This is a genomic window from Pantoea rwandensis, assembly GCF_000759475.1.
Classification (GTDB): domain Bacteria; phylum Pseudomonadota; class Gammaproteobacteria; order Enterobacterales; family Enterobacteriaceae; genus Pantoea; species Pantoea rwandensis_B.
Genome location: NZ_CP009454.1, coordinates 1,034,354 through 1,054,893, shown reverse-complemented (window position 1 = coordinate 1,054,893; position 20,540 = coordinate 1,034,354). Strand labels below are relative to the sequence as shown.

Below are 20,540 nucleotides of genomic sequence, written 5' to 3'. Positions count from 1 at the left end.
TGCCGCATCATCATATTGGAATGCGGATCGCATGATCAAATTTCGTCTGACGAACCACTCGCTGAACATGCTACTCTGCCGCTTTACTGTTGCAGGAGAACAAGCCCGTGATTCGTTTTGCCATTGTGGGAACCAACTGGATAACCCGCCAGTTTATCGACGCCGCGCATGAGACCGGTAAAATGAAGTTAAGCGGTGTCTATTCGCGTCAGCAGTCGCAAGCTGATGCCTTTATCGCTGACTATCCCTGTAAACTCACTTTTACTTCACTCGACGATTTGGCAGCCAGTCCGGAAATCGATGCGGTGTACATCGCCAGCCCGAATGCACTCCACGCTGAGCAAGCGATGCTGTTTATGTCGCACGGCAAACATGTGATTTGCGAAAAGCCGATGGCGTCAAACCTGCGTGAAGCCGAAGCAATGATTGCCTGCGCACGCCAGCATCAGGTGGTGCTGTTTGAAGCGTTTAAAACCGCCAGCCTGCCGACGTTCCTGCAACTGCAGAACACCCTGCCGCAACTTGGCAAGCTGCGCAAAGCGTTGATCAATTACTGCCAGTATTCATCACGCTATCAGCGTTATCTTGACGGTGAAAATCCCAATACCTTTAATCCGCGCTGGTCGAACGGCTCGATAATGGACATTGGCTTTTACTGCCTGGCCGCTGCCGTCACATTGTGGGGTGAGCCGAAGCAGGTGCAAGCGCAGGCTTCGCTGCTGGAGAGTGGTGTCGATGCGCACGGTGTGGTGGTGCTAGGCTACGGCGATTTTGATGTCACGCTGCTGCACTCTAAGGTCAGTGATTCACTGATCCCGAGCGAAATTCAGGGTGAGGCCGGTTCCCTGGTGATTGAGAAAATCTCTGAATGCCAGCAGTTGCGCTTTATCCCGCGCGGTGGTGAGAGTCAGAATCTGACGCAGCCGCAGCACATCAACACCATGCTGTATGAAGCCGAGACTTTTGCCCAACTGGTTGAGCAGCGTCAGGTCGAGCACCCGGCTCTTGAAACCTCGCGTATCACGGCAAAACTGTTGACGGAAATCCGCCGCCAGACTGGCGTGGTATTCCCGGCAGACCAGGCTTAAGTGTAAATATTGCAGAATATTTCAAACACCCCATTGAATACCTCAGCGGTTGGACGTATCTTGGTCACTGCAAAGGGGAGTAACTTGTAAGCTGATTGATCGTCATTACGATGCTGAATGCATCCGGTCATCAGGCAACCCGGAATCTATTCTGAGTTGTAAGTGAGACCTTGCCGGAAGGCGAGGTTTGCTTGCAGCTTGATCAAAGCGGCTAACGTCTTCTGACTTAGCCGCTTTTTTATTTTCCGGACAGGATTACAACTATGCACACTGTAGGCACACCGTTACTCTGGGGCAGCTTCGCTGTTGTTGTGCTCATCATGCTGGCGATCGACCTCTTCTTACAGGGACGTCGGGGCGCGCAAACCATGTCATTTAGGCAGGCCGCCGTTTGGTCGCTGGTGTGGATCTCCGTTTCCCTGCTGTTCAGCGCCGCTTTCTGGTGGTACCTCGAAGGCACCGCCGGTCGTGAAGTGGCGACCGCACAAACCCTCGCCTTCCTCACCGGCTACGTGCTGGAAAAAGCGCTGGCGGTGGATAACGTCTTCGTCTGGCTGATGCTGTTCAGCTACTTCGCTATTCCGGCAAACCTGCAACGCCGCGTGCTGGTGTATGGCGTGCTGGGCGCGATCGTATTGCGTACCATCATGATCTTCGCCGGTAGCTATCTGGTAACGCAGTTCAGCTGGATCCTCTATGTGTTCGGGGCTTTCCTGCTGTTCACCGGCCTGAAAATGGCGTTTGCCAAAGAGGGCGATGACGCGGCGGTCGGCGACAAACCGGTGGTGCGCTGGCTGCGTAAACATCTGCGCATGACCTATAATCTCGAAGGCGAGAAATTCTTCACCCGCAAAAATGGTGTGCTGTTTGCCACCCCGCTGCTGCTGGTGCTGATCATGGTGGAGCTGAGCGATGTGATCTTCGCGGTTGACAGTATCCCGGCGATCTTCGCGGTGACGACCGATCCCTTCATCGTCCTGACCTCGAACCTGTTTGCGATCCTCGGTCTGCGCGCCATGTACTTCCTGCTGGCGAACGTGGCAGAACGCTTCTCGATGCTGAAATATGGCCTGGCGATTGTGCTGGTGTTTATCGGTATCAAGATGCTGATCGTCGAGTTCTACCATATCCCGGTGGGCATCTCACTGTCGGTAGTGGGCGTGATTTTGGGCGGTACGCTGCTGATCAACGCCTGGGTGAACCACAGAAACGACCAGAAGCGCATCTCACCATAATCTTCTGCAGGGGCGGTAATCGCCCCTGCTTTGTTTCGCCAGCTGCAAATTTCACCTTTCATAGCTCTGTCACATTTCACATCGTCAGCAGATCAAAAAACCGATCTGCGCCGCACGCACAGAATTATCTCTTTCCTCACCAGGACTTTTCCTTATACTCCGCCGGGCAAACCGTTTGGCGCGGAGGAACCGCGCACAACACTCATACCGCTATAAAAAGACCGAACTATGCTAAATAACTTTATTGGACGTCTGGGCGCGCTGTTCGCAGGAAGCCTGGTAAAACAAATCATGATTGGCCTGATTGCCGGTGTGGCGCTGGCGTGGTTCTCACGTGATGCCGCTCTGGCCGTAGGTCTGCTGGGCGAACTGTTCGTTCGCGCCCTGAAGGCGGTGGCCCCGCTGCTGGTCTTGGTATTGGTGATTTCGTCGATTGCTAATCATCAACAAGGGCAGAAAACCAACATCCGGCCGATCATCATGCTGTATTTACTCAGCACCTTCTTCGCGGCGGTGGTCGCGGTTATTTTCAGTCACCTTTTCCCGCAAACGTTGTCGATGAACGTCGGTGCGACGCAAATCACTCCGCCTTCAGGCATCACCGAAGTGCTGCATGGTCTGCTGCTTAGCATGGTGGCAAACCCAATTGATGCATTGATGAATGCCAACTACATCGGCATTTTAGTGTGGGCGTTGGGTCTCGGTTTGGCGTTTCGCCATGCCAGCCCAAGTAGCAAAGCCTTTCTGAACGATGCCTCTAACGCGGCAACCTGGGTGGTGCGTTGTGTGATTCGCTGCGCGCCGTTAGGGATTTTCGGTCTGGTCGCCTCCATTCTGGCTTCAACCGGCTTTGATGCGCTGTGGGAATACGCCAATCTGCTGGCGTTGCTGCTCGGCTGCATGCTGATTATGGCGCTGGTGGTCAACCCGATGTTAGTGTTCCAGAAAATCCGCCGCAACCCGTATCCGCTGGTGTTCACCTGCATGCGCGAAAGCGGCGTGACCGCGTTCTTTACCCGCAGTTCAGCGGCAAATATTCCGGTGAATATGGCGCTGGCGAAACGCCTGAACCTTGACGAAGACACCTATTCTGTTTCTATCCCGCTGGGTGCCACCATCAGTATGGCAGGTGCTTCGATTACCATCACCGTGCTAACGCTGGCGGCAGTGCATACGCTGGGGATTTCAGTGGATGTGCCTACGGCGATTCTGTTGAGTCTGGTGGCTTCGCTGTGTGCTTGTGGAGCATCCGGCGTGGCGGGCGGTTCATTGCTGCTGATTCCGGTGGCATGCAATATGTTTGGTATCCCGAACGATCTGGCGATGCAGGTAGTGGCGGTTGGCTTTATTATTGGCGTATTGCAGGATTCCGCCGAGACTGCACTGAACTCCTCAACCGATATTCTGTTTACTGCGGCGGTGTGTCAGGCTGAAGCCGAGCGCGAACCGCGCACGGTGTCTGAAGCAGAGTAAACTGAGATTGACCGGGGCGGCATAAATGCCGCCCTGGTCAATCTGCCACGGTTTTGTAAGGTGCGCATTTGCCGCCCCCCACGCTAATCTGGCACGGCTTTTTAAGGTGCGCATTTGCCGCCCCCACAACAATCTGGCACGGTTTTCGTAGGGTGCGCATTTATGCGCGCCTGGCGATTTACAACGTTACTCCGCTCTTAAATATCGCTAACTCGCGGAAATCATTAGCTTCATTACGCGCGGGTTTACCGTTGGCAATCGCCACAATCATATCAACAAAATCCTCCAGCATCTCCGGCATGCTCATGCCCTCAATCAAACGCCCGGCATTAAAATCAATCCAGTGCGGCTTCTTCTCTGCCAACTGCGAGTTGGTGGCAATCTTCACGGTTGGAACGAATCCGCCATAGGGGGTGCCGCGTCCGGTGGTAAACAACACCATATGACAACCTGCCCCTGCCAGTGCGCTGGTGGCCACCGCATCATTACCTGGTGCGCTCAGCAGATTGAGTCCAGGCGTGATCAGACGCTCGCCATATTTCAGTACATCCACCACCTGGCTCTGTCCGGCTTTCTGCGTGCAGCCAAGGGATTTCTCCTCCAGCGTGGTAATACCGCCCGCCTTGTTACCCGGAGAAGGGTTCTCATAGATCGGCTGCTGATGGTCGATAAAGTAACGCTTGAAGTCGTTAATCATCGCCACCGTTTTATCAAAGGTGGCTTCATCCCGGCAGCGGCTCATCAAAATGCGCTCTGCGCCAAACATTTCCGGTACTTCGGTCAGCACCGTGGTGCCGCCGTTGGCAATCATCTGATCGGAGAAGCAGCCCAGCATCGGATTGGCGGTAATGCCAGAGAAACCGTCAGAACCGCCGCACTCCAGTCCAAACTTCAGTTCGCTGAGTTTGCCCGGCTGGCGCAGATCGCCGCGCATCACGTTGTACAGTGCATGCAGCCGCTCCAATCCCGCTTCTACCTCGTCGTCTTGCTTCTGGCACTCCATAAACTGCACGCGGTCACTGTCGAAACCACCGAGCGTCTCGCGGAACACATCTACCTGATTGTTCTCGCAGCCCAGACCAATCACCAGCACCGCACCGGCATTGGGATGGCGCACCATGTTTTGCAGCATGGTGCGGGTGTTTTCATGATCCTGGCCGAGCTGAGAACAGCCAAACGGGTGGCTGAACAGATGCACACCATCAATCCCTTCCGCTTCATTGGTCTCTTTAAGGAAGCGCGACAGAATTTGCCGGGCGATACCGTTCACACAGCCCACCGTTGGCAGAATCCACAGCTCATTGCGAATACCGACTTCACCACTGGCGCGGCGGTAAATCTGCACCTCGCGATCGCCGGCCTGAGCGGGGATATCGAGAAACTCCGGCTGGTAGTCGTACTCATCCACATCGCTCAGATTTGTGCGTGCGTTGCTGGAGTGGATGATTTCCCCCATTGCAATCGGGCGCGTGGCATGGGCAATCGGCAAGCCGTATTTAATCACCAGCGCATCCGTTGCCAGCGGCGTCAGCGCGAACTTATGGCCCCGCCCAACCTCTTGCTGCAAGGTAATAAACTGGCGATCAATTTCGACTTTGGCTTCGGCAGGTAAATCGCGCAGCGCTACCGCCACGTTGTCGCGCGAATGGATTCTTATCGCATCTTGCATAGCGTTATCTCAGTTGTACCAGCGCCGTCCGCATCCCGTGGACAACGATGTTTTGCAGGTGTTGGCTGACTGCGGTCACTAATCCGGGCCGCTGAGTAAGATCTTCGCCCCAGTGTGAGCTGTTGCTGAGTACCGCTTGCACCAGCTGTTCCGGGGTCAACGTGTCCTGATTTACCGCCGGCCACAGTTCTGCGAACTGCTGTAGCCAGTGGCTGTCATCCTGTAATGGCCACTGCTGGTCGCCCTGTTCACCGCGATAAAATGCCAGCAGCGCGGCAAAGGCAAAGGTCAGGCGCGGTGGCCATTGGCCGGTTTGTTGCTGAGACAGCAACAGCTGCGGCAGCAAACGGGTGCGGAATTTGGTCATGCCGTTGAGCGCAATCGAGAGCAGCGCATGGCGGATAAACGGATTGCGGAAGCGGCGTTGTACCGCATCGGCAAAGACGTGCAGTTCATCGCGAGGCAGATCCAGCGTCGGGATCACTTCCTCACGCAACAGCGCATCGACATAAGCCGTAATGGCGGCGTCATCCATCGCTTCACCGACGCTCTCCAGTCCGGCCTGAAATGCCACCGGCACCATCGCAGTGTGCGCACCGTTGAGGATCGCCACCTTCTGCGCTTTGTAGGGCGTGATGTCATCAACGAACTTCACTTCCGGTGCCAGCGCGGCGAGTTTCAGTTCCTGTGCCAGCGCATCCGGCCCCTGAATCACAAACTGGTAATAGACTTCGCCTGCCACCAGATAGCGATCCTCGTAACCCAACTGTGCAGCGATGTCGGTACCCTCGGCTGGATAGCCGGTAACGATGCGATCCACCAGCGTGTTATAGAATGCACAGTGGTCCAGCACCCAGCGGGCAAATTCTGGCGGGAGCTGCCAGTGCTTGATATAGCGCAGCACCAGCTCACGCAGTGCATCGCCGTTGTGATCGATTAACTCGCACGGCACAATCAGCCAGCCTTTCTCTGCCGCACCGGCAAAGTGGCGGAAGCGCGTCCACAGCAGCTGTGTCAACTTGCCTGGGAAGGAAGAGGCTGGCGCATCCTCCAGCCGATCCTGCTCAGCAAAGGCAATGCCTGCTTCGGTGGTATTGGAGAACACAAAGCGCATCTGCGGCGCACGGGCCAGTGCGAGAAAATCCTCAAACTGCTGATAGGGCTGGATCTCGCGATTGAGGCTACGAATCAGCCGGGTTTCACTCACCGGCTCACCTTCGCCGTTCAATCCACGGATCAGCGTGGTGTACAAACCGTCCTGCTGATTCAGAGTGTCATCCACCACGCGATTGCGCGGCCGCACCACCACCACGCCCGCATCGGTGCCCTGATGCTCATTGAGCCAGTCGAGCTGCCAGTCAATAAACGCCCGCAGGAAGTTGCCTTCCCCAAACTGGATCACGCGCTCGCTATAGCTTGCGCCGGGGAAATCGTGACGGTTTAGCCGCTGCATCATCAGGCTCCCAACTCAATGCCGAAGTAATCGCGCGCGTTGTTGAAGCAGATGTTTTGCACCATCTGTCCCAGCAGTGCTTCGTCGGCTGGCGCTTCACCGCGCTCAACCCAGTTGCCGATCATCTGGCACAGCAGGCGGCGGAAATACTCGTGGCGGGTATAGGAGAGGAAACTACGGCTGTCGGTGAGCATACCGACAAAGCGACTCAACAGGCCGATCTGCGCCAGCTGCGTCATCTGACGGTGCATGCCATCGAGCTGATCGTTAAACCACCAGGCGGAACCAAACTGCATCTTGCCTGGTTCACCTTCGCCCTGGAAGTTGCCCGCCATGGTCGCCAGCACTTCGTTGTCGCGTGGGTTAACGCAGTAAAGGATAGTTTTCGGCAGTGCGTTGTTACGGTTCTGCGCATCCAGCAAACGACCCAAAGGGATCGCCATCGGCGCATCATTAATGGAGTCAAAGCCCACATCCGGGCCGAGAATATCGAACTGCCGACGATTCGCATTACGCAGCGCACCAATGTGATATTGCTGCGCCCAGCCGCGACGCGCATATTCGCTGCCCAGCCACACCAGCACCGCCGTTTTAAACTGTGCCACCTCCTCTTGCGACGGTGCAATACCTTGCAGGCGACGCGCCAGAATACCATCCAGCGTGCTTTCATCGGCCTCGGCAAACAGCACCACATCCAGCGCATGGTCGGAGATTTTGCAGCCGTGTGCGGCAAAATGATCGAGACGCAGGCTCAACGCGCGGCGCAGATCATCAAAACGTTGCACGCTGACATCGGCGACCTGCTCCAGACGCTGAATCCACGGCAGGAAGGTATCCAGCTCAATGTTGAAGGCTTTATCCGGACGCCAGCTTGGCAGCACTTTCACGCTGAAGCTGGCATCGTCCGCCAGCGTGCGATGGTGCTGCAGATCATCAAGCGGATCGTCAGTGGTACCGACCATTTTCACCTTCATCTGCTGCATGATGCCACGTGCGCTAAAGGCATCCTGCGCCAGCAGTTCATTGCACTGCTGCCAGATGCGGTCCGCGCTCTGCTCATTCAGCAATACATCGGTGATGCCAAACGGGCGGCGCAGCTCAAGGTGCGTCCAGTGATACAGCGGATTGCCGATGGTATGCGGCACCGTGCGCGCCCAGGCGTTGAATTTATCGCGATCGCTGGCGTCGCCGGTGCACAGCGCTTCGGGTACGCCATTAGCACGCATCGCACGCCATTTGTAGTGATCGCCTTTCAGCCAGATGTCATAGAGATTGGTGAAGCGGTAATTTTCGGCAATCTGCTGCGGCGGTAAATGGCAGTGATAGTCGAAAATCGGCTGGTCTTTGGCGTAGTCATGGTACAGACGACGGGCGAACTCGCTATCGAGTAGAAAATCCTCACTCATAAAACGCGACATACCTGCTTCCTCATGTTTGGGGCCAATTGGCTTCTGATTCAAAGTTATCATACCAATTTTGACGATCGGCAAAATTGTTTGCGATAGACCTCACAATAATGACAGTTTCCCTGTGGGTATATGGACAAAATAGTCAGCTATATTGCACTAACTTGCTGTTATAACGCCTGTTTAGTGGATCACACAGCACATGCAGGGTTTTTGTGATGGCATTCAACTTTTAAAGTTGTATAACAAGTTAATCTCTCACCTCGTTGATGCCGAACCTCATGGCACATCTCATAACAACAAGGCGGCAGGTCTGATTCGTCATCGCCGCCAGCGGGAGTACTCAAGTGCTCCCCTACCTTTAATGGCAAGTGTTACGACAGACTGGAAGAGGTAAATGATGCGTAAGATCAAAGGGCTACGCTGGTACATGATTGGGCTGGTGACGTTGGGCACCATTCTCGGTTACCTGACACGTAATACCATTGCCGTGGCCGCGCCGACGCTGGAAACGCAGCTGGGCATTACCACACAACAGTACTCCTATATCGTCGCCGCTTATTCGGCGTGCTACACCGTGATGCAACCTGTGGCGGGTTATGTGCTCGATTTACTGGGCACCAAAATTGGCTACGCCGTGTTTGCCATCCTTTGGGCGATCTTCTGTGCCGCCACCGCCATGGCCGGCAGCTGGGGTGGTTTTGCGCTGGCACGTGGCGCGGTGGGCGCGGCAGAAGCGGCAATGATTCCTGCTGGCCTGAAAGCCAGTAGCGAATGGTTCCCGGCCAAAGAGCGTTCCGTCGCGGTAGGCTATTTCAACGTGGGTTCATCGATTGGTGCGATGCTGGCACCACCGCTGGTGGTATGGGCGATTCTGGCACACAGCTGGCAGCTGGCCTTTATCATCACTGGCGTGCTGAGCATGGCGTGGGCGTTGTGCTGGTTAATATTTTATAAACATCCTAAACAGCAAACTAAACTCAGCGAAGAAGAGCGTCACTACATTATTTCCGGTCAGGAAGTACAGCATCAGACCGGCAATAACAGCAAAATGTCAGCCCGCCAGATCCTGCGTAATCGCCAGTTCTGGGGCATTGCCCTGCCACGTTTCCTCGCGGAACCGGCATGGGGCACCTTTAACGCGTGGATCCCGCTGTTCATGTTCAAGGTCTACGGCTTCAACCTTAAAGAGATCGCCATGTTCGCCTGGATGCCGATGCTGTTTGCCGACCTCGGCTGTATCGTCGGCGGTTACCTGCCACCGCTGTTCCAGCGCTGGTTTGGCGTTAACCTGATTGTGTCGCGCAAACTGGTGGTCACCATGGGCGCGGTGTTAATGATTGCACCGGGCACCATCGGCTTGTTTACCAGCCCTTATGTGGCAATTGGTTTGCTGTGCGTCGGTGGCTTCGCCCATCAGGCACTGTCCGGTGCGTTGATCACCCTCTCCTCGGATGTATTTGGCCGTAATGAAGTGGCCACGGCGAATGGCCTGACCGGCATGGCCGCGTGGACTGCCAGCACCCTGTTTGCGCTGGTGGTGGGTGCATTGGCTGATACGCTGGGCTTCAGCCCGCTGTTTGCTGCGCTGGCGGTGTTCGACCTGCTCGGTGCCTGTGTGATCTGGACCGTGCTGAAAAATCAGCCGGTATCTGAGCTGGACGTTCAGCACGTGGCACAACCGGCGACAGCCCGCACTTAATCTCCACGCTTTGGGCTGGCGCACGTCAGCCCATTTCCTCCACCCGGTCAAAGTGGTATAACAACTCATCCTTCCCTGCCACAGCGAACCGCGCAATGGATCTGAACGAATCCCGTCGTCTTTACCAAAAACTCGCCAGTGAACTCAAACGTCGTATCGAGGCGGATGATTATCGCGTGGGCGATAAGCTGCCTGCTGAACGCCTGATAGCTGAGGAGATGGAAGTCAGCCGCACCGTGGTTCGCGAAGCCATCATTATGCTGGAAGTGGAAGGGTATGTTGAAGTGCGTAAGGGCTCCGGCATCCACGTCATCAGCAATCAGCAGCAAAACCGTGAGACCACCCCCAGCCAGCTGGAATTTGCCAGCTTCGGACCGTTTGAGCTGTTGCAGGCGCGCCAGTTAATTGAAAGCAACGTGGCCGAGTTTGCCGCCACCCAGGTCACGCGTCAGGACATCATGGCGTTGATGGCGATTCAGGCAAAAGCCCGCCAGGAAGACCATTCACGTGATTCAGAATGGGATATGCATTTCCACGTCCGCATCGCGCAATCCACGCAAAACAGCGCGCTCGCCGCGATTGTCGAGAAGATGTGGTTGCATCGCCTGCATAACCCTTATTGGCTCAAACTGCACGAACATATTGATGCGCGCAACATCACCAGTTGGTGCGACGATCATGACCAGATTCTGAAAGCACTCATGCGCAAAGATCCCGCCGCCAGTAAGCTGGCAATGTGGCAGCACCTGGAAAATACTAAACAGATGCTGTTTAACGCCACCGCCGACGATTTTGAATTTAATGTCGACCGTTACATGTTTGCGGAAAATCCCGTCATCCTGCCGGAAGGTAGTGACAATTCTTATTGATTCTGCTGCATTTCCAGGCGAATAAGTCAGTTAATCTGCAATAGTGTCAGCTCATGTAAAGCTCCTTTTGAGCATCTGCGTCAAAAGGTAAAACTCCTGTGCGAGCGCCACTTTACACTGTCTGACCTGCATGATTTTTGTTACAGTTATCGCCCTTTTCTTACCCTTTGCGACAGGGCTTTAAAAAGTCGCTGATTTAACAATCAATTCTGGATGGATCCGGAAATCCCGCAACGGCTGCATACCAAAAATGTATAACCAAGCCAGCCTGCGCCTCAGTCCCTTACGGGCACGTTTAACAATGATGTTCAGGAATGATTGATGGATATTTTGAAAGCATTGCTGCATGCCTTGTGGCAGCAGGATTACGAAATGCTCTCCGACCCGACACTGGTTTGGGCCATTTATGGCGTGCTGTTCTTGATCCTGTTTCTCGAGAATGGCCTGCTACCCGCCGCGTTTCTGCCCGGCGATAGTCTATTGATTTTAGTCGGTGTTTTGATTGCCAAAGGCACCATGGGTTTCCCGCTGACCATCCTGATTTTGACCACCGGCGCCAGTCTGGGCTGTTGGGTAAGTTACATTCAGGGCCGATGGCTGGGGAATACGCCTACGGTACAGAAGTGGCTCTCGCACCTTCCGGCGCAATATCATCAACGCGCGCATAGCTTATTCCATCGCCATGGGCTTTCGGCCTTGCTGATCGGTCGATTTATTGCCTTTGTGCGCACCCTGCTGCCGACCATTGCCGGGCTTTCTGGTCTGAGTAATGCACGCTTCCAGTTCTTCAACTGGATGAGCGGTTTCCTGTGGGTGGTGATTCTGACGGTACTGGGCTTCGCGCTGGGTAAAACGCCGATTTTCCGCCGCTATGAAGATGAACTGATGTTCTGCCTGATGCTGTTACCGCTAGTGTTGCTGGTGATTGGTCTGGTGGGCTCTCTGGTGGTGCTGTGGCGTAAACGTCAGTCTTCACGCAACGGGAATTCACAGCCATGATCAGATTCCGTGGGTTCCCCAGGCGCTTTGTGCCCTGGGCACTTGGCGCTGCGCTGGCGCTGCTGGCAGTGATCTTTGTACCTTCGATGTTGCAGCACGATACCGTGGTACAGATTCGCGTCGCACACAATGGTACCAACTTGCCGGATGGCTTTTATCTGTATCAGCAGCTCAGTGCGCAAGGTGTGCGTATCAAAAGCATTACACCTGCGGGCGATGCGCTGGTGATTCATTTCGAAAATGAAGAACAAAGCCTTGCCGCCCAAAAAGTGCTGAAACGCTTGCTACCACAGGGCTTTGTCGTCGCAAGCGGACCGCAAGCTTCGCAGCAAGTATCTGACAGCAACCGCCCAACTTATAGCTGATTTTCACCGTCTGGCGATAAGCCAGACGGTGAATCAATCCTCGCTATCCCCGCGTCTTCGTTGAATTTTTTCGTCTGCTGTCTATGCTTAAAGGTAGCGCGAGTTAAGACAAGCTGGGACGCTTCTCCTGCCCGGTTTGCGGCAGGTCATCAACAATGGAAGGTAAAACCTGATGAAACATCAATTACTGCTGGGTGCTATTCTGTTCTCTCTCTCGGGATCTCTGATGGCAGCTGAATCGCTGTGTCAGCAGAAAGAACACGATATTCAGCGTGAAATCGACATGGCTAAACAGCACGATAACCAGCGCCGTGTGACCGGGCTGGAGCGCGCGCTCACTGAAGTACGTGCGAATTGTACTGATGAAAGACTGAAGTCAGCCCACAGCGAACGCATTGCAGAGCAAAAACACAAAATTGCGGAACGTGAGCGTGAGTTGAAGGAAGAGCGTCAGGATGGCGACAAAGATAAGATTGAGAAGCGCGAACGTAAGCTGGAAGAGGCACAGCACGAGCTGAAAAAGCTTGAAGCTGAGCCTTACTAATCGGACTTAAATAAATGATGTAATGGAGAACTTCATGTCTAAAGACACCACATCTGAACATCTGCGTGCGGAACTGAAAAACCTTGCTGACACCCTGGAAGAAGTACTGAGCAGCTCGGCGGATAAATCGAAAACCGAGCTGGACAAACTGCGCAGCAAAGCGCGCGGCGCGATTGAAAGTTCGCGTGAGCGCCTGGGCGATTCCGGTGAACGCATCGCGCAATCCACGCGTGAAGCGGCAGAGAAGGCCGACGAGTATGTGCGCGATAATCCGTGGCACGGCGTAGGCATCGGTGCAGCTGTCGGTGTACTGATCGGCATCCTGATCTCACGTCGTTGATATGAGCGATAGTCAGAGCCACGGCCCAGGCAAAGGGGTCTTCAACATCGGTCAGCGCGTCATCACTACCTTAGTGAGTATGGTGGAAACGCGCGTCCGTCTGGCGATTGTCGAGCTAGAGGAGGAGAAAGCCAATCTGATTCAGATGCTGATGATGGTTGGACTGACGATGCTGTTTACCGCTTTTGGTTTAATGAGCCTGATGGTGCTGATCATCTGGGCGGTGGATGCGCAGTATCGGTTAATGGCGATTGCCATTACCACCGCCGTGCTGTTTGCGCTGGCGCTGATTTTTGGTGTGTGGACACTGTATAAGTCACGCCAGTCAACGTTGCTGCGTCATACCCGCAAGGAGCTGGAAACCGATCGCAGCTTGCTGGAGGAGCATCGCTCATGAGCCGTCGTGAACGTGAAGCACGCATTCATGAACTGTTGAATCAGGTTCAGCAGCAGCGATTGGATCTCAGTGCTGCACGCCGTGACTGGCTGGATGGCACCGCTCACTACGATCGCGGCTGGCTAACGTTTCTCAGCTTACGCCGCTATCTGGCGATTGGCAGCAGCGCGCTGGCCATCTGGTCAATCCGCAGTCCTAACCGTATTTTGCGTTGGGCAAAACGCGGTTTTGGTCTTTGGAGTACCTGGCGCATGATTAAATCCACGCTCGAACCTCGCTAACGCCTTCATTTGAAACCGGATCTAAAAGATTCGGTTTTTCTTTATCAAAATCCCTGAACAACATTGACAGTTTAACTCGCTTACAACTGTTGCAACCTGCGACTATCATCTTCCTCCATCAGCCCAACGAATTGCGACCTGCGATTCAGCGGGATCAAAACCTTGCAGGCCATCAACCTGCTTCTTAATTCTTGTTGGAGTAAATGATGAAAAAATTCGAAGACTCAGGCCTGCTGCTGGCACGTGTATTAATGACCATTCTGTTCATCACTGCGGGCTGGGGCAAAATCACCGGTTATGCCGGTACCGCACAATACATGCAGGCGATGGGCGTCCCGGGCTTCTTATTGCCGCTGGTTATTCTGCTGGAGTTCGGCGGCGGTCTGGCAATTCTGTTCGGTTTCCTGACTCGTTTTACCGCACTGTTCACTGCGGGCTTCACTCTGCTGACTGCCTTCCTGTTCCACAGCAACTTTGCTGAAGGCGTTAACCAGCTGATGTTCATGAAAAACCTGTCCATCGCCGGTGGTTTCCTGGTGCTGGGTCTGGTAGGTCCAGGTGCTTACAGCATCGACCGTCTGATTCGTGCTCGTTTCGCACCAGCAGCCGCACGCTAAGCACACAAGCGCTGCCAGAACACATATACTGATTTGCAGGGGCGGGGATTTTCCCCGCCTTTTTTCTTTATGGAGGGCTTATGGGACAACTGATTGACGGTGTCTGGCATGACACCTGGTACGATACGAAGTCAACCGGTGGCCGCTTCAAACGCACAGAAGCAGTCTGGCGCAACTGGGTCACCGCAGATGGCAGTGCAGGCCCAACTGGCAAGGCGGGTTTCGCTGCCGAGCGCGATCGCTATCATCTTTATGTTTCTCTTGCCTGTCCGTGGGCACACCGCACGCTGCTGATGCGCCAGCTTAAAGGGCTGGAAGAGATGATTTCCGTCTCAGTGGTGCATCCATTGATGCTGGAAAACGGATGGACCTTCGACGACGATTTCCCGGACGCAACTGGCGACTCGCTGTATCAAAACGAATACCTTTATCAGCTCTATCTGCACGCCGACCCGCAATACACCGGCCGCGTGACCGTTCCGGTGCTGTGGGATAAAACTCAGCACACCATCGTCAGTAATGAATCGGCTGACATCATCCGTATGCTCAACACGGCCTTTGATGCACAGGGTGCCCGCGCCGGAGATTATTATCCGCCGGCGTTGCGCGATAAGATTGATGAGCTGAATGGTTGGATTTACAACACGGTGAACAATGGCGTGTATAAGAGCGGATTCGCGACCTCGCAGGCGGCGTATGATGAATCAGTCACCGCGCTGTTCCATTCGCTGGCACGACTTGAGCAGATCCTCGGCCAGCATCGCTATCTGGCTGGCGATCGCCTGACAGAAGCGGATTTGCGTTTATGGACCACCTTAGTCCGCTTCGACCCGGTGTATGTAACGCATTTCAAATGCGATCGTCACCGCATCAGTGATTACCGCAATTTGAGCGGCTTCCTGCGTGATATCTATCAGATGCCGGGCATCGCCGACACGGTGAATCTGCCGCATATTCGCCATCACTATTACTGTAGCCACAAGACCATCAACCCGAGCGGCGTGATTTCGCTGGGCCCGGCGTTTGACTGGGATGAGCCACACGGCCGAGGTTAAGCACGTTGCGCTCAACACACTCTTTTCCTGAAGGAGTGCGTTGAGCGCGGATTACCGATTGAATGCGAGGTGTAAAAACACCCGATTGACCATTTCTGTTGTGCACAACCCGGGACAGCTCGTGCCGCTAAAGCCAGGTTTAAGCGAACTTGATCAACAGCATCCCCGCAATCAGCAACCCAACACCAAGCCAGCCGAGACGGTTCAGACGTTGACCAAATAGCACCCATCCGGCTGCCACCGTTGCCACCAGACCAAAACCGCCCCACAGCGCATAAGCGACTGAGAGTTCGATCCCTTTAACCGCCTGTGACAAGGCGCTGAATGCCCCCAGCACCGCGACCAGTGAGAGCACGCCGTAAATTACACGGCGGAAACCATCGGAGTATTTGAGAAAGATATTAGCGACGATCTCCAGCCCAATCGCCAGTGCCAGCCAGGCAACGTGTATCGCATTAAACGTGGCCATGGTGCAGCTCCTTGCGTGTCAGCGTGCCAGATTTGATCAGCGCAATTCCCGCCACCAGCGTGATTAAGCCAGCCACTTTCATCAGCGATAGGGTTTCATCGAACAGTGTGACACTGAACAGGGTGATAAACAGAATGCCGATACCTTCCCACATCGCATAGGCCACGCCTAAAGCGATACGTTTTACGGCGAAAGACAGGAAAATATAAGAGAGCGCGATCATCACCAGCATAAAAATAAAACCCGCGTTGTCGTCATTGACGCTAGCCCATTTCATTGAGAGCGTGCCGGTTATTTCTGCCAGGATAGCGAGAGCTAACAAAAACCAATAGCGCATATTTTCTCTCCTTAAGAGAAATAAAGAGCCATCACGCGGAATAGACGCGTGAAAAATTTTAAGAATATTTTTAAATAAGGAGAGTGTGGCGCTACAGCGCGAAACGCCAGTGCTGGTCGCAGATCGAGCAGTGGAAGTGTTCGGAGAGATAAATAGAGGTTGCCATCATTGGGGCGAGCATTTTGTCCATAATTTTACAACTTATCCACGTTGTTGCTTTTCGTCGATGTGGATGAATAATTGTCCTCGGTAATTAAACACACGCCTATTCTGGCATAAGGTCTAGTTTATTATGCGGGATTTTCATTTCTTTACGCTTTGGCATTTTTTATTCTCTGCAAACGATAATTTATTTTAATTATTGGTATGCCGCGTTCTTTTCATAGAGAGTGGAGTGGACAGTCATTCATCTTGCCGCTGGACGTCAGATAGCAAAAACCCCGCCGGAGCGGGGTTTTTCCATAAAGAAGTCGAAACTGACCGATAAGCCGGGTTCTGTCGTGGACAGTCATTCATCTAGGCCAGCAATCGCTCACTGGCTCAAGCAGCCTACCCGGGTTCAGTACGGGCCGTACCTTGTGAACCCCTATTTGGCCTTGCTCCGGGTGGAGTTTACCGTGCCACGAACTGTTGCCAGTCGCGCGGTGCGCTCTTACCGCACCCTTTCACCCTTACCTGATCCCATTACTGGGCCATCGGCGGTTTGCTCTCTGTTGCACTGGTCGTAGGCTTGCGCCCCCCAGGCGTTACCTGGCACCCTGCCCTATGGAGCCCGGACTTTCCTCCCCTCTGCCCGTCTCCCCCGAAAGGGACGACGACAAAGCGGCGACTGTCTGGTCAGCTTCGGCGCGGGATAATAGGCGATCCGCCCGCGTTTGTCACGCCTCTTGCTGCTCCAGCGCGTACTTATACAGGGCGTTCTTCTTAACGCCATGAATTTCCGCCGTTAACGCAGCGGCTTTTTTCAGCGGCAGCTCAGTTTGCAGCAACGCCAGGGTGCGCAACGCTTCGGCAGGCAGCGCTTCTTCATCGGCCTTGTGCCCTTCAACAATCAGCACCATCTCGCCTTTGCGACGGTTTTCATCTTCCAATACCCAGGCCAGCAGCTCGCCCACCGGCGCGCCCTGGATGGTTTCCCAGGTTTTGGTAATTTCGCGCGCCAGCACCACATAGCGATCGGCACCCCATACGCTCACCATATCTTGCAGGCTATCGATCAAACGGTGAGTGGATTCATAAAAAATGAGGGTACGTGGTTCATTCTCGAGGGAGCGCAGCACATCGCAGCGGCCTTTACTCTTGGCGGGCAGAAATCCTTCGTAACAGAAACGATCTGACGGTAACCCCGCCGCACTTAATGCTGTAATCGCCGCGCAGGCACCCGGCAACGGAACCACGCGCACACCTGCTTCACGGCAGCGACGTACCAGATGATAGCCAGGATCGTTGATTAATGGCGTGCCCGCATCCGAGACCAGCGCAATGCTCTGGCCTTCTTGCAGCCTGGCTAACAACACTTCTGCTTTCTGTTGTTCGTTGTGGTCGTGAAGTGCGAACAGTCGCGCATTGATGGCGAAATGTTGTAGCAACAGCCCGGTATGACGTGTATCTTCCGCTGCGACCAGATCGACGCTCGCAAGCACCGTCAGCGCACGCTGCGTGATATCACCCAGGTTACCGATCGGGGTAGGAACGATATAGAGCGTGCTGGCAGAAATCTCTGCCCGATCGAGTTGTTTCATTGTTTCATCCGAATTGCCGATTTAATATTGAGCATCTAGAAAAAAACATCACTGGATACAGTATGCTTCCTTCAAAAGTCGTACGTCATAAAGCAGGACGCTTTGTACCTGTTCTTCTCGCTGGACTGATTTTAGCCGCCTGTAGCGGCCAGGGACCGCAGCAAACCTCCAACGTCAATATTCAGGGGCCTGCTACTGGCCGGTCTGACTATTATCTGCAGCAGGTGCAGCAAAGCAGCGATGATAGCAAGACCGACTGGCAATTACTTGCCATCCGTGCCCTGTTGAAGGAAGGAAAGTATCCGCAGGCTAACGATCAGATCTCGCAACTGCCACAGCAGCTCTCTGCAGTGCAGCAGCAGGAACTGCAATTATTGCGCGCGCAGATGCAGATTGGTCAGCAGGATTTCGGCGGCGCTCAGCAGACGCTGGGTCAGGTGAAGACTGATGGCCTGTCTCAGGATCAGCAGGTACGCTACTACGCACTGCAAATCGCTGCGGCACAGAATCGCCCTTCACTCGCGCTCTTACGCGCCTATATTGCTCAGGAACCGCTGCTGCAAGGCGCCGACCACCAGAGCAATATTGACGCCACCTGGCAAGCTCTGACGCAAATGACGCAGGATCAGCTGAACAGCCTGGTGATTAACGCCAATGAGAACACCCTGCAAGGCTGGCTGGATCTGCTCAACACCTGGCACACCAATAGCCAGGACCCGCAGATGCTGAAAGCCGCGATCAAAGACTGGCAGACGCGCTATCCGCAGAATCCGGGCGCGAAAACGCTGCCGACGCAGCTTAGCCAGGTGCAAAACTTCACCAAAGCCTCGACCAGCACCATCGCGCTTCTGCTGCCACTGAATGGCCAGGCACAGGTTTTTGCCAATGCGATTCAGAAAGGTTTTAACGATGCCAAAAATGGCGTGTTAACTGCCCCAGCCCCGCAACCTGCCCCTGCTGCGCCAGCGGCAACCGATGCCAATGGTCAGCCGTCAGCACAACAGACTGGCGATGCCAATGCACAACAGCCTGCCGATGCTAACGCTGCCGCTAACACGGTTGTCAGCCCGGCCATGGCAGGTAATATGCCGCCACAGACCGAACAGCCGCAGCCCGCCGCACAACCGGCGACAACGGCTGCTCAGCCGGACAGCAGCGCTCAGGTTAAAGTTTATGACACCAGCAGCCAGCCGATTGCTCAGGTGATGCAGCAGGCACAGCAGGATGGCGCGACCATCGTGGTGGGTCCACTGTTGAAAAACGACGTCGAGTCGGTGGTGAATAGCCAGACACCCCTTAACGTGCTGGCGCTGAATGAGCCAGAACAGATCCAGAACCATCCGAATATTTGTTATTTTGCGCTTTCTCCTGAAGACGAAGCGCGCGATGCCGCGCACCATATCTACGAGCAAGGCAAACGCCAGCCATTACTGCTGGTACCGCGTAGCAGCTATGGCGATCGCGTCAGCAAGGCGTTCGCACAGGAGTGGCAGAAACTCGGCGGTTCAACCGTACTGCAACAGCGTTTCGGTGGCGTTTCTGAGCTGAAACAAGGTATTAATAGCGGGGCCGGTATCGCATTGAGTGGCACGCCGCTGACGGTTGAACAGCCGCAGTCTGCCGGCGTGGCTGTTGCGGGCCTGACCATTCCGGCGCCGCAAACCACCCCGCCAGCGCCAACGACCGATGCCAGCGGCGGCAGTGTGGATGCAGTGTATATCGTGGCCAGCCAGGACGAGCTGCAACTGATCAAACCGATGATTGCGATGCGCACCAGCAGCCGCAACAATATCGCACTGTATGCCAGCTCCCGCAGTGCGCAGGCGGGTGCCGGTCCAGACTTCCGTCTGGAAATGGATGGCCTGCAGTTCAGTGATATTCCGCTGCTCTCCGGTAACAATCCGGGTCTGATGCAGCAGGCGGCGAAGTCGTTTAACAACGATTATTCGCTGGTTCGCCTCTACGCGATGGGCATTGATGCCTGGACGCTGGCGAATCACTTTAACCAGATGCGCCAGGTGCCTGGCTTTGCCATTGACGGCAACACCGGCAAACTGAGCGCCGACACGGATTGCGTGATCAACAGGAAGTTGGCATGGAACCAGTATCGTCAGGGACAAATCGTTCCGGTGCAATAAACCGCCAGCGCATTGGCGCTGAGCAAGAGCAGCAGGCGCGTGGCTATCTGGAGCGCGCCGGGCTGCGATGGATTGCCAGCAACGTGCGTTGCCGCAGTGGGGAAATTGACCTCATTATGCGAGACGCCGATTGCTGGGTGTTTGTCGAAGTGCGCTATCGACGCGATGCGCGCTACGGCGGTGCCGCCGCCAGCGTGACGCGCAAGAAACAACAAAAGCTGCTGCGTACCGCTGCATGGTGGTTGCTGGCACGCGGCGGCAGTTTTGATACGGTGAATTGCCGTTTTGACATCATTGCCATTACCGGGCGTGAGCTGGAATGGCTGCCCGATGCCTTTAATGCCGATGGATAGAACCAGGT

Annotated in this window: 21 protein-coding genes and 1 other RNA gene; 15 read left to right on the top strand and 7 right to left on the bottom strand. The window is 54.8% G+C overall.

Annotated elements, in window-relative coordinates; translation table 11 throughout:
• Nucleotides 1-107: 107 nt before the first annotated feature.
• The 3 genes from LH22_RS04880 (at nucleotide 108) to sstT (ending at nucleotide 3,796) form a co-directional block, all read left to right on the top strand.
• Nucleotides 108-1,088, top strand: a complete 981-nt coding sequence (locus tag LH22_RS04880) for a Gfo/Idh/MocA family protein (protein ID WP_038644540.1) — start codon at nucleotides 108-110, stop codon at nucleotides 1,086-1,088.
• 263 nt (nucleotides 1,089-1,351) lie between these two features.
• On the top strand, nucleotides 1,352-2,323 hold the full coding sequence (locus tag LH22_RS04875) for a TerC family protein (protein WP_038644539.1): 972 nt from the start codon (nucleotides 1,352-1,354) through the stop codon (nucleotides 2,321-2,323).
• A gap of 228 nt (nucleotides 2,324-2,551) precedes the next feature.
• On the top strand, nucleotides 2,552-3,796 hold the full coding sequence (gene sstT / locus LH22_RS04870; protein WP_038644537.1) for a serine/threonine transporter SstT: 1,245 nt from the start codon (nucleotides 2,552-2,554) through the stop codon (nucleotides 3,794-3,796).
• A gap of 178 nt (nucleotides 3,797-3,974) precedes the next feature.
• On the opposite strand, the gene LH22_RS04865 is transcribed toward sstT, so the two are convergent.
• The 3 genes from LH22_RS04865 to uxaC are packed head-to-tail and all read right to left on the bottom strand — an operon-like array spanning nucleotide 3,975 to nucleotide 8,336.
• Complete coding sequence (locus tag LH22_RS04865; RefSeq protein WP_038644535.1) at nucleotides 3,975-5,465, bottom strand: UxaA family hydrolase; 1,491 nt, start codon at nucleotides 5,463-5,465, stop codon at nucleotides 3,975-3,977.
• 4 nt (nucleotides 5,466-5,469) lie between these two features.
• Nucleotides 5,470-6,918, bottom strand: a complete 1,449-nt coding sequence (locus tag LH22_RS04860; protein WP_038649849.1) for a tagaturonate reductase — start codon at nucleotides 6,916-6,918, stop codon at nucleotides 5,470-5,472.
• A gap of 2 nt (nucleotides 6,919-6,920) precedes the next feature.
• The gene (uxaC, locus tag LH22_RS04855) at nucleotides 6,921-8,336 is read right to left on the bottom strand and encodes a glucuronate isomerase (protein WP_038644533.1); all 1,416 of its coding nucleotides are present in this window, start codon (nucleotides 8,334-8,336) and stop codon (nucleotides 6,921-6,923) included.
• Between the two features lie 388 nt (nucleotides 8,337-8,724).
• Between uxaC and LH22_RS04850 the strand changes: the two genes are divergently transcribed.
• The 10 genes from LH22_RS04850 (at nucleotide 8,725) to LH22_RS04805 (ending at nucleotide 15,493) form a co-directional block, all read left to right on the top strand.
• On the top strand, nucleotides 8,725-10,026 hold the full coding sequence (locus LH22_RS04850) for an MFS transporter (protein ID WP_038649846.1): 1,302 nt from the start codon (nucleotides 8,725-8,727) through the stop codon (nucleotides 10,024-10,026).
• 95 nt (nucleotides 10,027-10,121) lie between these two features.
• Nucleotides 10,122-10,895: a transcriptional regulator ExuR gene (exuR, locus tag LH22_RS04845; protein WP_038644531.1), complete on the top strand. Its 774-nt coding sequence runs from the start codon at nucleotides 10,122-10,124 to the stop codon at nucleotides 10,893-10,895.
• Nucleotides 10,896-11,216: 321 nt separating this feature from the next.
• On the top strand, nucleotides 11,217-11,894 hold the full coding sequence (locus tag LH22_RS04840; protein WP_038644530.1) for a DedA family protein: 678 nt from the start codon (nucleotides 11,217-11,219) through the stop codon (nucleotides 11,892-11,894).
• Nucleotides 11,891-12,259, top strand: a complete 369-nt coding sequence (gene mzrA, locus LH22_RS04835) for an EnvZ/OmpR regulon moderator MzrA (protein ID WP_038644528.1) — start codon at nucleotides 11,891-11,893, stop codon at nucleotides 12,257-12,259. Before LH22_RS04840 ends, mzrA begins: the two co-directional genes overlap by 4 nt.
• A gap of 172 nt (nucleotides 12,260-12,431) precedes the next feature.
• A complete protein-coding gene (locus tag LH22_RS04830; protein WP_034829192.1) occupies nucleotides 12,432-12,803 on the top strand; it encodes a DUF1090 domain-containing protein in 372 nt (123 codons plus the stop codon).
• A 34-nt stretch (nucleotides 12,804-12,837) separates the two neighbouring features.
• Nucleotides 12,838-13,143: a DUF883 family protein gene (locus LH22_RS04825; RefSeq protein ID WP_034829194.1), complete on the top strand. Its 306-nt coding sequence runs from the start codon at nucleotides 12,838-12,840 to the stop codon at nucleotides 13,141-13,143.
• 1 nt (nucleotide 13,144) lies between these two features.
• A complete protein-coding gene (locus LH22_RS04820; protein WP_038644525.1) occupies nucleotides 13,145-13,540 on the top strand; it encodes a phage holin family protein in 396 nt (131 codons plus the stop codon).
• The gene (locus LH22_RS04815; protein ID WP_038644523.1) at nucleotides 13,537-13,821 is read left to right on the top strand and encodes a YqjK-like family protein; all 285 of its coding nucleotides are present in this window, start codon (nucleotides 13,537-13,539) and stop codon (nucleotides 13,819-13,821) included. Before LH22_RS04820 ends, LH22_RS04815 begins: the two co-directional genes overlap by 4 nt.
• 206 nt (nucleotides 13,822-14,027) lie before the next feature.
• Entirely contained in the window at nucleotides 14,028-14,438 is a 411-nt protein-coding gene (locus LH22_RS04810) for a DoxX family protein (RefSeq protein WP_034829198.1), read from the top strand.
• Between the two features lie 80 nt (nucleotides 14,439-14,518).
• Nucleotides 14,519-15,493 (top strand): glutathione S-transferase family protein, encoded by a 975-nt coding sequence (locus tag LH22_RS04805; protein ID WP_038644521.1) that lies wholly within the window; start codon nucleotides 14,519-14,521, stop codon nucleotides 15,491-15,493.
• Between the two features lie 139 nt (nucleotides 15,494-15,632).
• Here LH22_RS04805 and mdtI read toward each other — a convergent pair whose 3' ends face one another.
• From mdtI to rsmI, 4 genes are all read right to left on the bottom strand, one after another.
• A complete protein-coding gene (mdtI, locus tag LH22_RS04800) occupies nucleotides 15,633-15,962 on the bottom strand; it encodes a multidrug/spermidine efflux SMR transporter subunit MdtI (protein WP_038644519.1) in 330 nt (109 codons plus the stop codon).
• Nucleotides 15,949-16,299, bottom strand: coding sequence for a multidrug/spermidine efflux SMR transporter subunit MdtJ (mdtJ, locus tag LH22_RS04795; RefSeq protein ID WP_038644517.1), 351 nt, complete (start codon nucleotides 16,297-16,299; stop codon nucleotides 15,949-15,951). Before mdtJ ends, mdtI begins: the two co-directional genes overlap by 14 nt.
• Nucleotides 16,300-16,767: 468 nt before the next feature.
• Nucleotides 16,768-17,144, bottom strand: an RNA gene (rnpB, locus tag LH22_RS19970) — RNase P RNA component class A.
• Between the two features lie 33 nt (nucleotides 17,145-17,177).
• Nucleotides 17,178-18,041 (bottom strand): 16S rRNA (cytidine(1402)-2'-O)-methyltransferase, encoded by an 864-nt coding sequence (rsmI, locus tag LH22_RS04790; RefSeq protein ID WP_038644515.1) that lies wholly within the window; start codon nucleotides 18,039-18,041, stop codon nucleotides 17,178-17,180.
• 62 nt (nucleotides 18,042-18,103) lie between these two features.
• Between rsmI and LH22_RS04785 the strand changes: the two genes are divergently transcribed.
• A complete protein-coding gene (locus LH22_RS04785) occupies nucleotides 18,104-20,179 on the top strand; it encodes a penicillin-binding protein activator (RefSeq protein ID WP_038644513.1) in 2,076 nt (691 codons plus the stop codon).
• A complete protein-coding gene (locus tag LH22_RS04780; protein ID WP_038644511.1) occupies nucleotides 20,137-20,532 on the top strand; it encodes a YraN family protein in 396 nt (131 codons plus the stop codon). The genes LH22_RS04785 and LH22_RS04780 overlap by 43 nt, the downstream gene beginning before the upstream one ends.
• Nucleotides 20,533-20,540 lie beyond the last annotated feature (8 nt).

What these genes read in the sequence shown, in the direction of transcription:
- LH22_RS04875 (WP_038644539.1), top strand. Translation starts at nt 1,352, where the DNA reads ATGCACACTGTAGGCACACCGTTACTCTGGGGCAGCTTCGCTGTTGTT.
- sstT (WP_038644537.1), top strand. Translation starts at nt 2,552, where the DNA reads ATGCTAAATAACTTTATTGGACGTCTGGGCGCGCTGTTCGCAGGAAGC.
- LH22_RS04865 (WP_038644535.1), bottom strand. Translation starts at nt 5,465, where the DNA reads ATGCAAGATGCGATAAGAATCCATTCGCGCGACAACGTGGCGGTAGCG.
- LH22_RS04860 (WP_038649849.1), bottom strand. Translation starts at nt 6,918, where the DNA reads ATGCAGCGGCTAAACCGTCACGATTTCCCCGGCGCAAGCTATAGCGAG.
- uxaC (WP_038644533.1), bottom strand. Translation starts at nt 8,336, where the DNA reads ATGTCGCGTTTTATGAGTGAGGATTTTCTACTCGATAGCGAGTTCGCC.
- LH22_RS04850 (WP_038649846.1), top strand. Translation starts at nt 8,725, where the DNA reads ATGCGTAAGATCAAAGGGCTACGCTGGTACATGATTGGGCTGGTGACG.
- exuR (WP_038644531.1), top strand. Translation starts at nt 10,122, where the DNA reads ATGGATCTGAACGAATCCCGTCGTCTTTACCAAAAACTCGCCAGTGAA.
- LH22_RS04840 (WP_038644530.1), top strand. Translation starts at nt 11,217, where the DNA reads ATGGATATTTTGAAAGCATTGCTGCATGCCTTGTGGCAGCAGGATTAC.
- mzrA (WP_038644528.1), top strand. Translation starts at nt 11,891, where the DNA reads ATGATCAGATTCCGTGGGTTCCCCAGGCGCTTTGTGCCCTGGGCACTT.
- LH22_RS04830 (WP_034829192.1), top strand. Translation starts at nt 12,432, where the DNA reads ATGAAACATCAATTACTGCTGGGTGCTATTCTGTTCTCTCTCTCGGGA.
- LH22_RS04825 (WP_034829194.1), top strand. Translation starts at nt 12,838, where the DNA reads ATGTCTAAAGACACCACATCTGAACATCTGCGTGCGGAACTGAAAAAC.
- LH22_RS04820 (WP_038644525.1), top strand. Translation starts at nt 13,145, where the DNA reads ATGAGCGATAGTCAGAGCCACGGCCCAGGCAAAGGGGTCTTCAACATC.
- LH22_RS04815 (WP_038644523.1), top strand. Translation starts at nt 13,537, where the DNA reads ATGAGCCGTCGTGAACGTGAAGCACGCATTCATGAACTGTTGAATCAG.
- LH22_RS04810 (WP_034829198.1), top strand. Translation starts at nt 14,028, where the DNA reads ATGAAAAAATTCGAAGACTCAGGCCTGCTGCTGGCACGTGTATTAATG.
- LH22_RS04805 (WP_038644521.1), top strand. Translation starts at nt 14,519, where the DNA reads ATGGGACAACTGATTGACGGTGTCTGGCATGACACCTGGTACGATACG.
- mdtI (WP_038644519.1), bottom strand. Translation starts at nt 15,962, where the DNA reads ATGGCCACGTTTAATGCGATACACGTTGCCTGGCTGGCACTGGCGATT.
- mdtJ (WP_038644517.1), bottom strand. Translation starts at nt 16,299, where the DNA reads ATGCGCTATTGGTTTTTGTTAGCTCTCGCTATCCTGGCAGAAATAACC.
- rsmI (WP_038644515.1), bottom strand. Translation starts at nt 18,041, where the DNA reads ATGAAACAACTCGATCGGGCAGAGATTTCTGCCAGCACGCTCTATATC.
- LH22_RS04785 (WP_038644513.1), top strand. Translation starts at nt 18,104, where the DNA reads ATGCTTCCTTCAAAAGTCGTACGTCATAAAGCAGGACGCTTTGTACCT.
- LH22_RS04780 (WP_038644511.1), top strand. Translation starts at nt 20,137, where the DNA reads ATGGAACCAGTATCGTCAGGGACAAATCGTTCCGGTGCAATAAACCGC.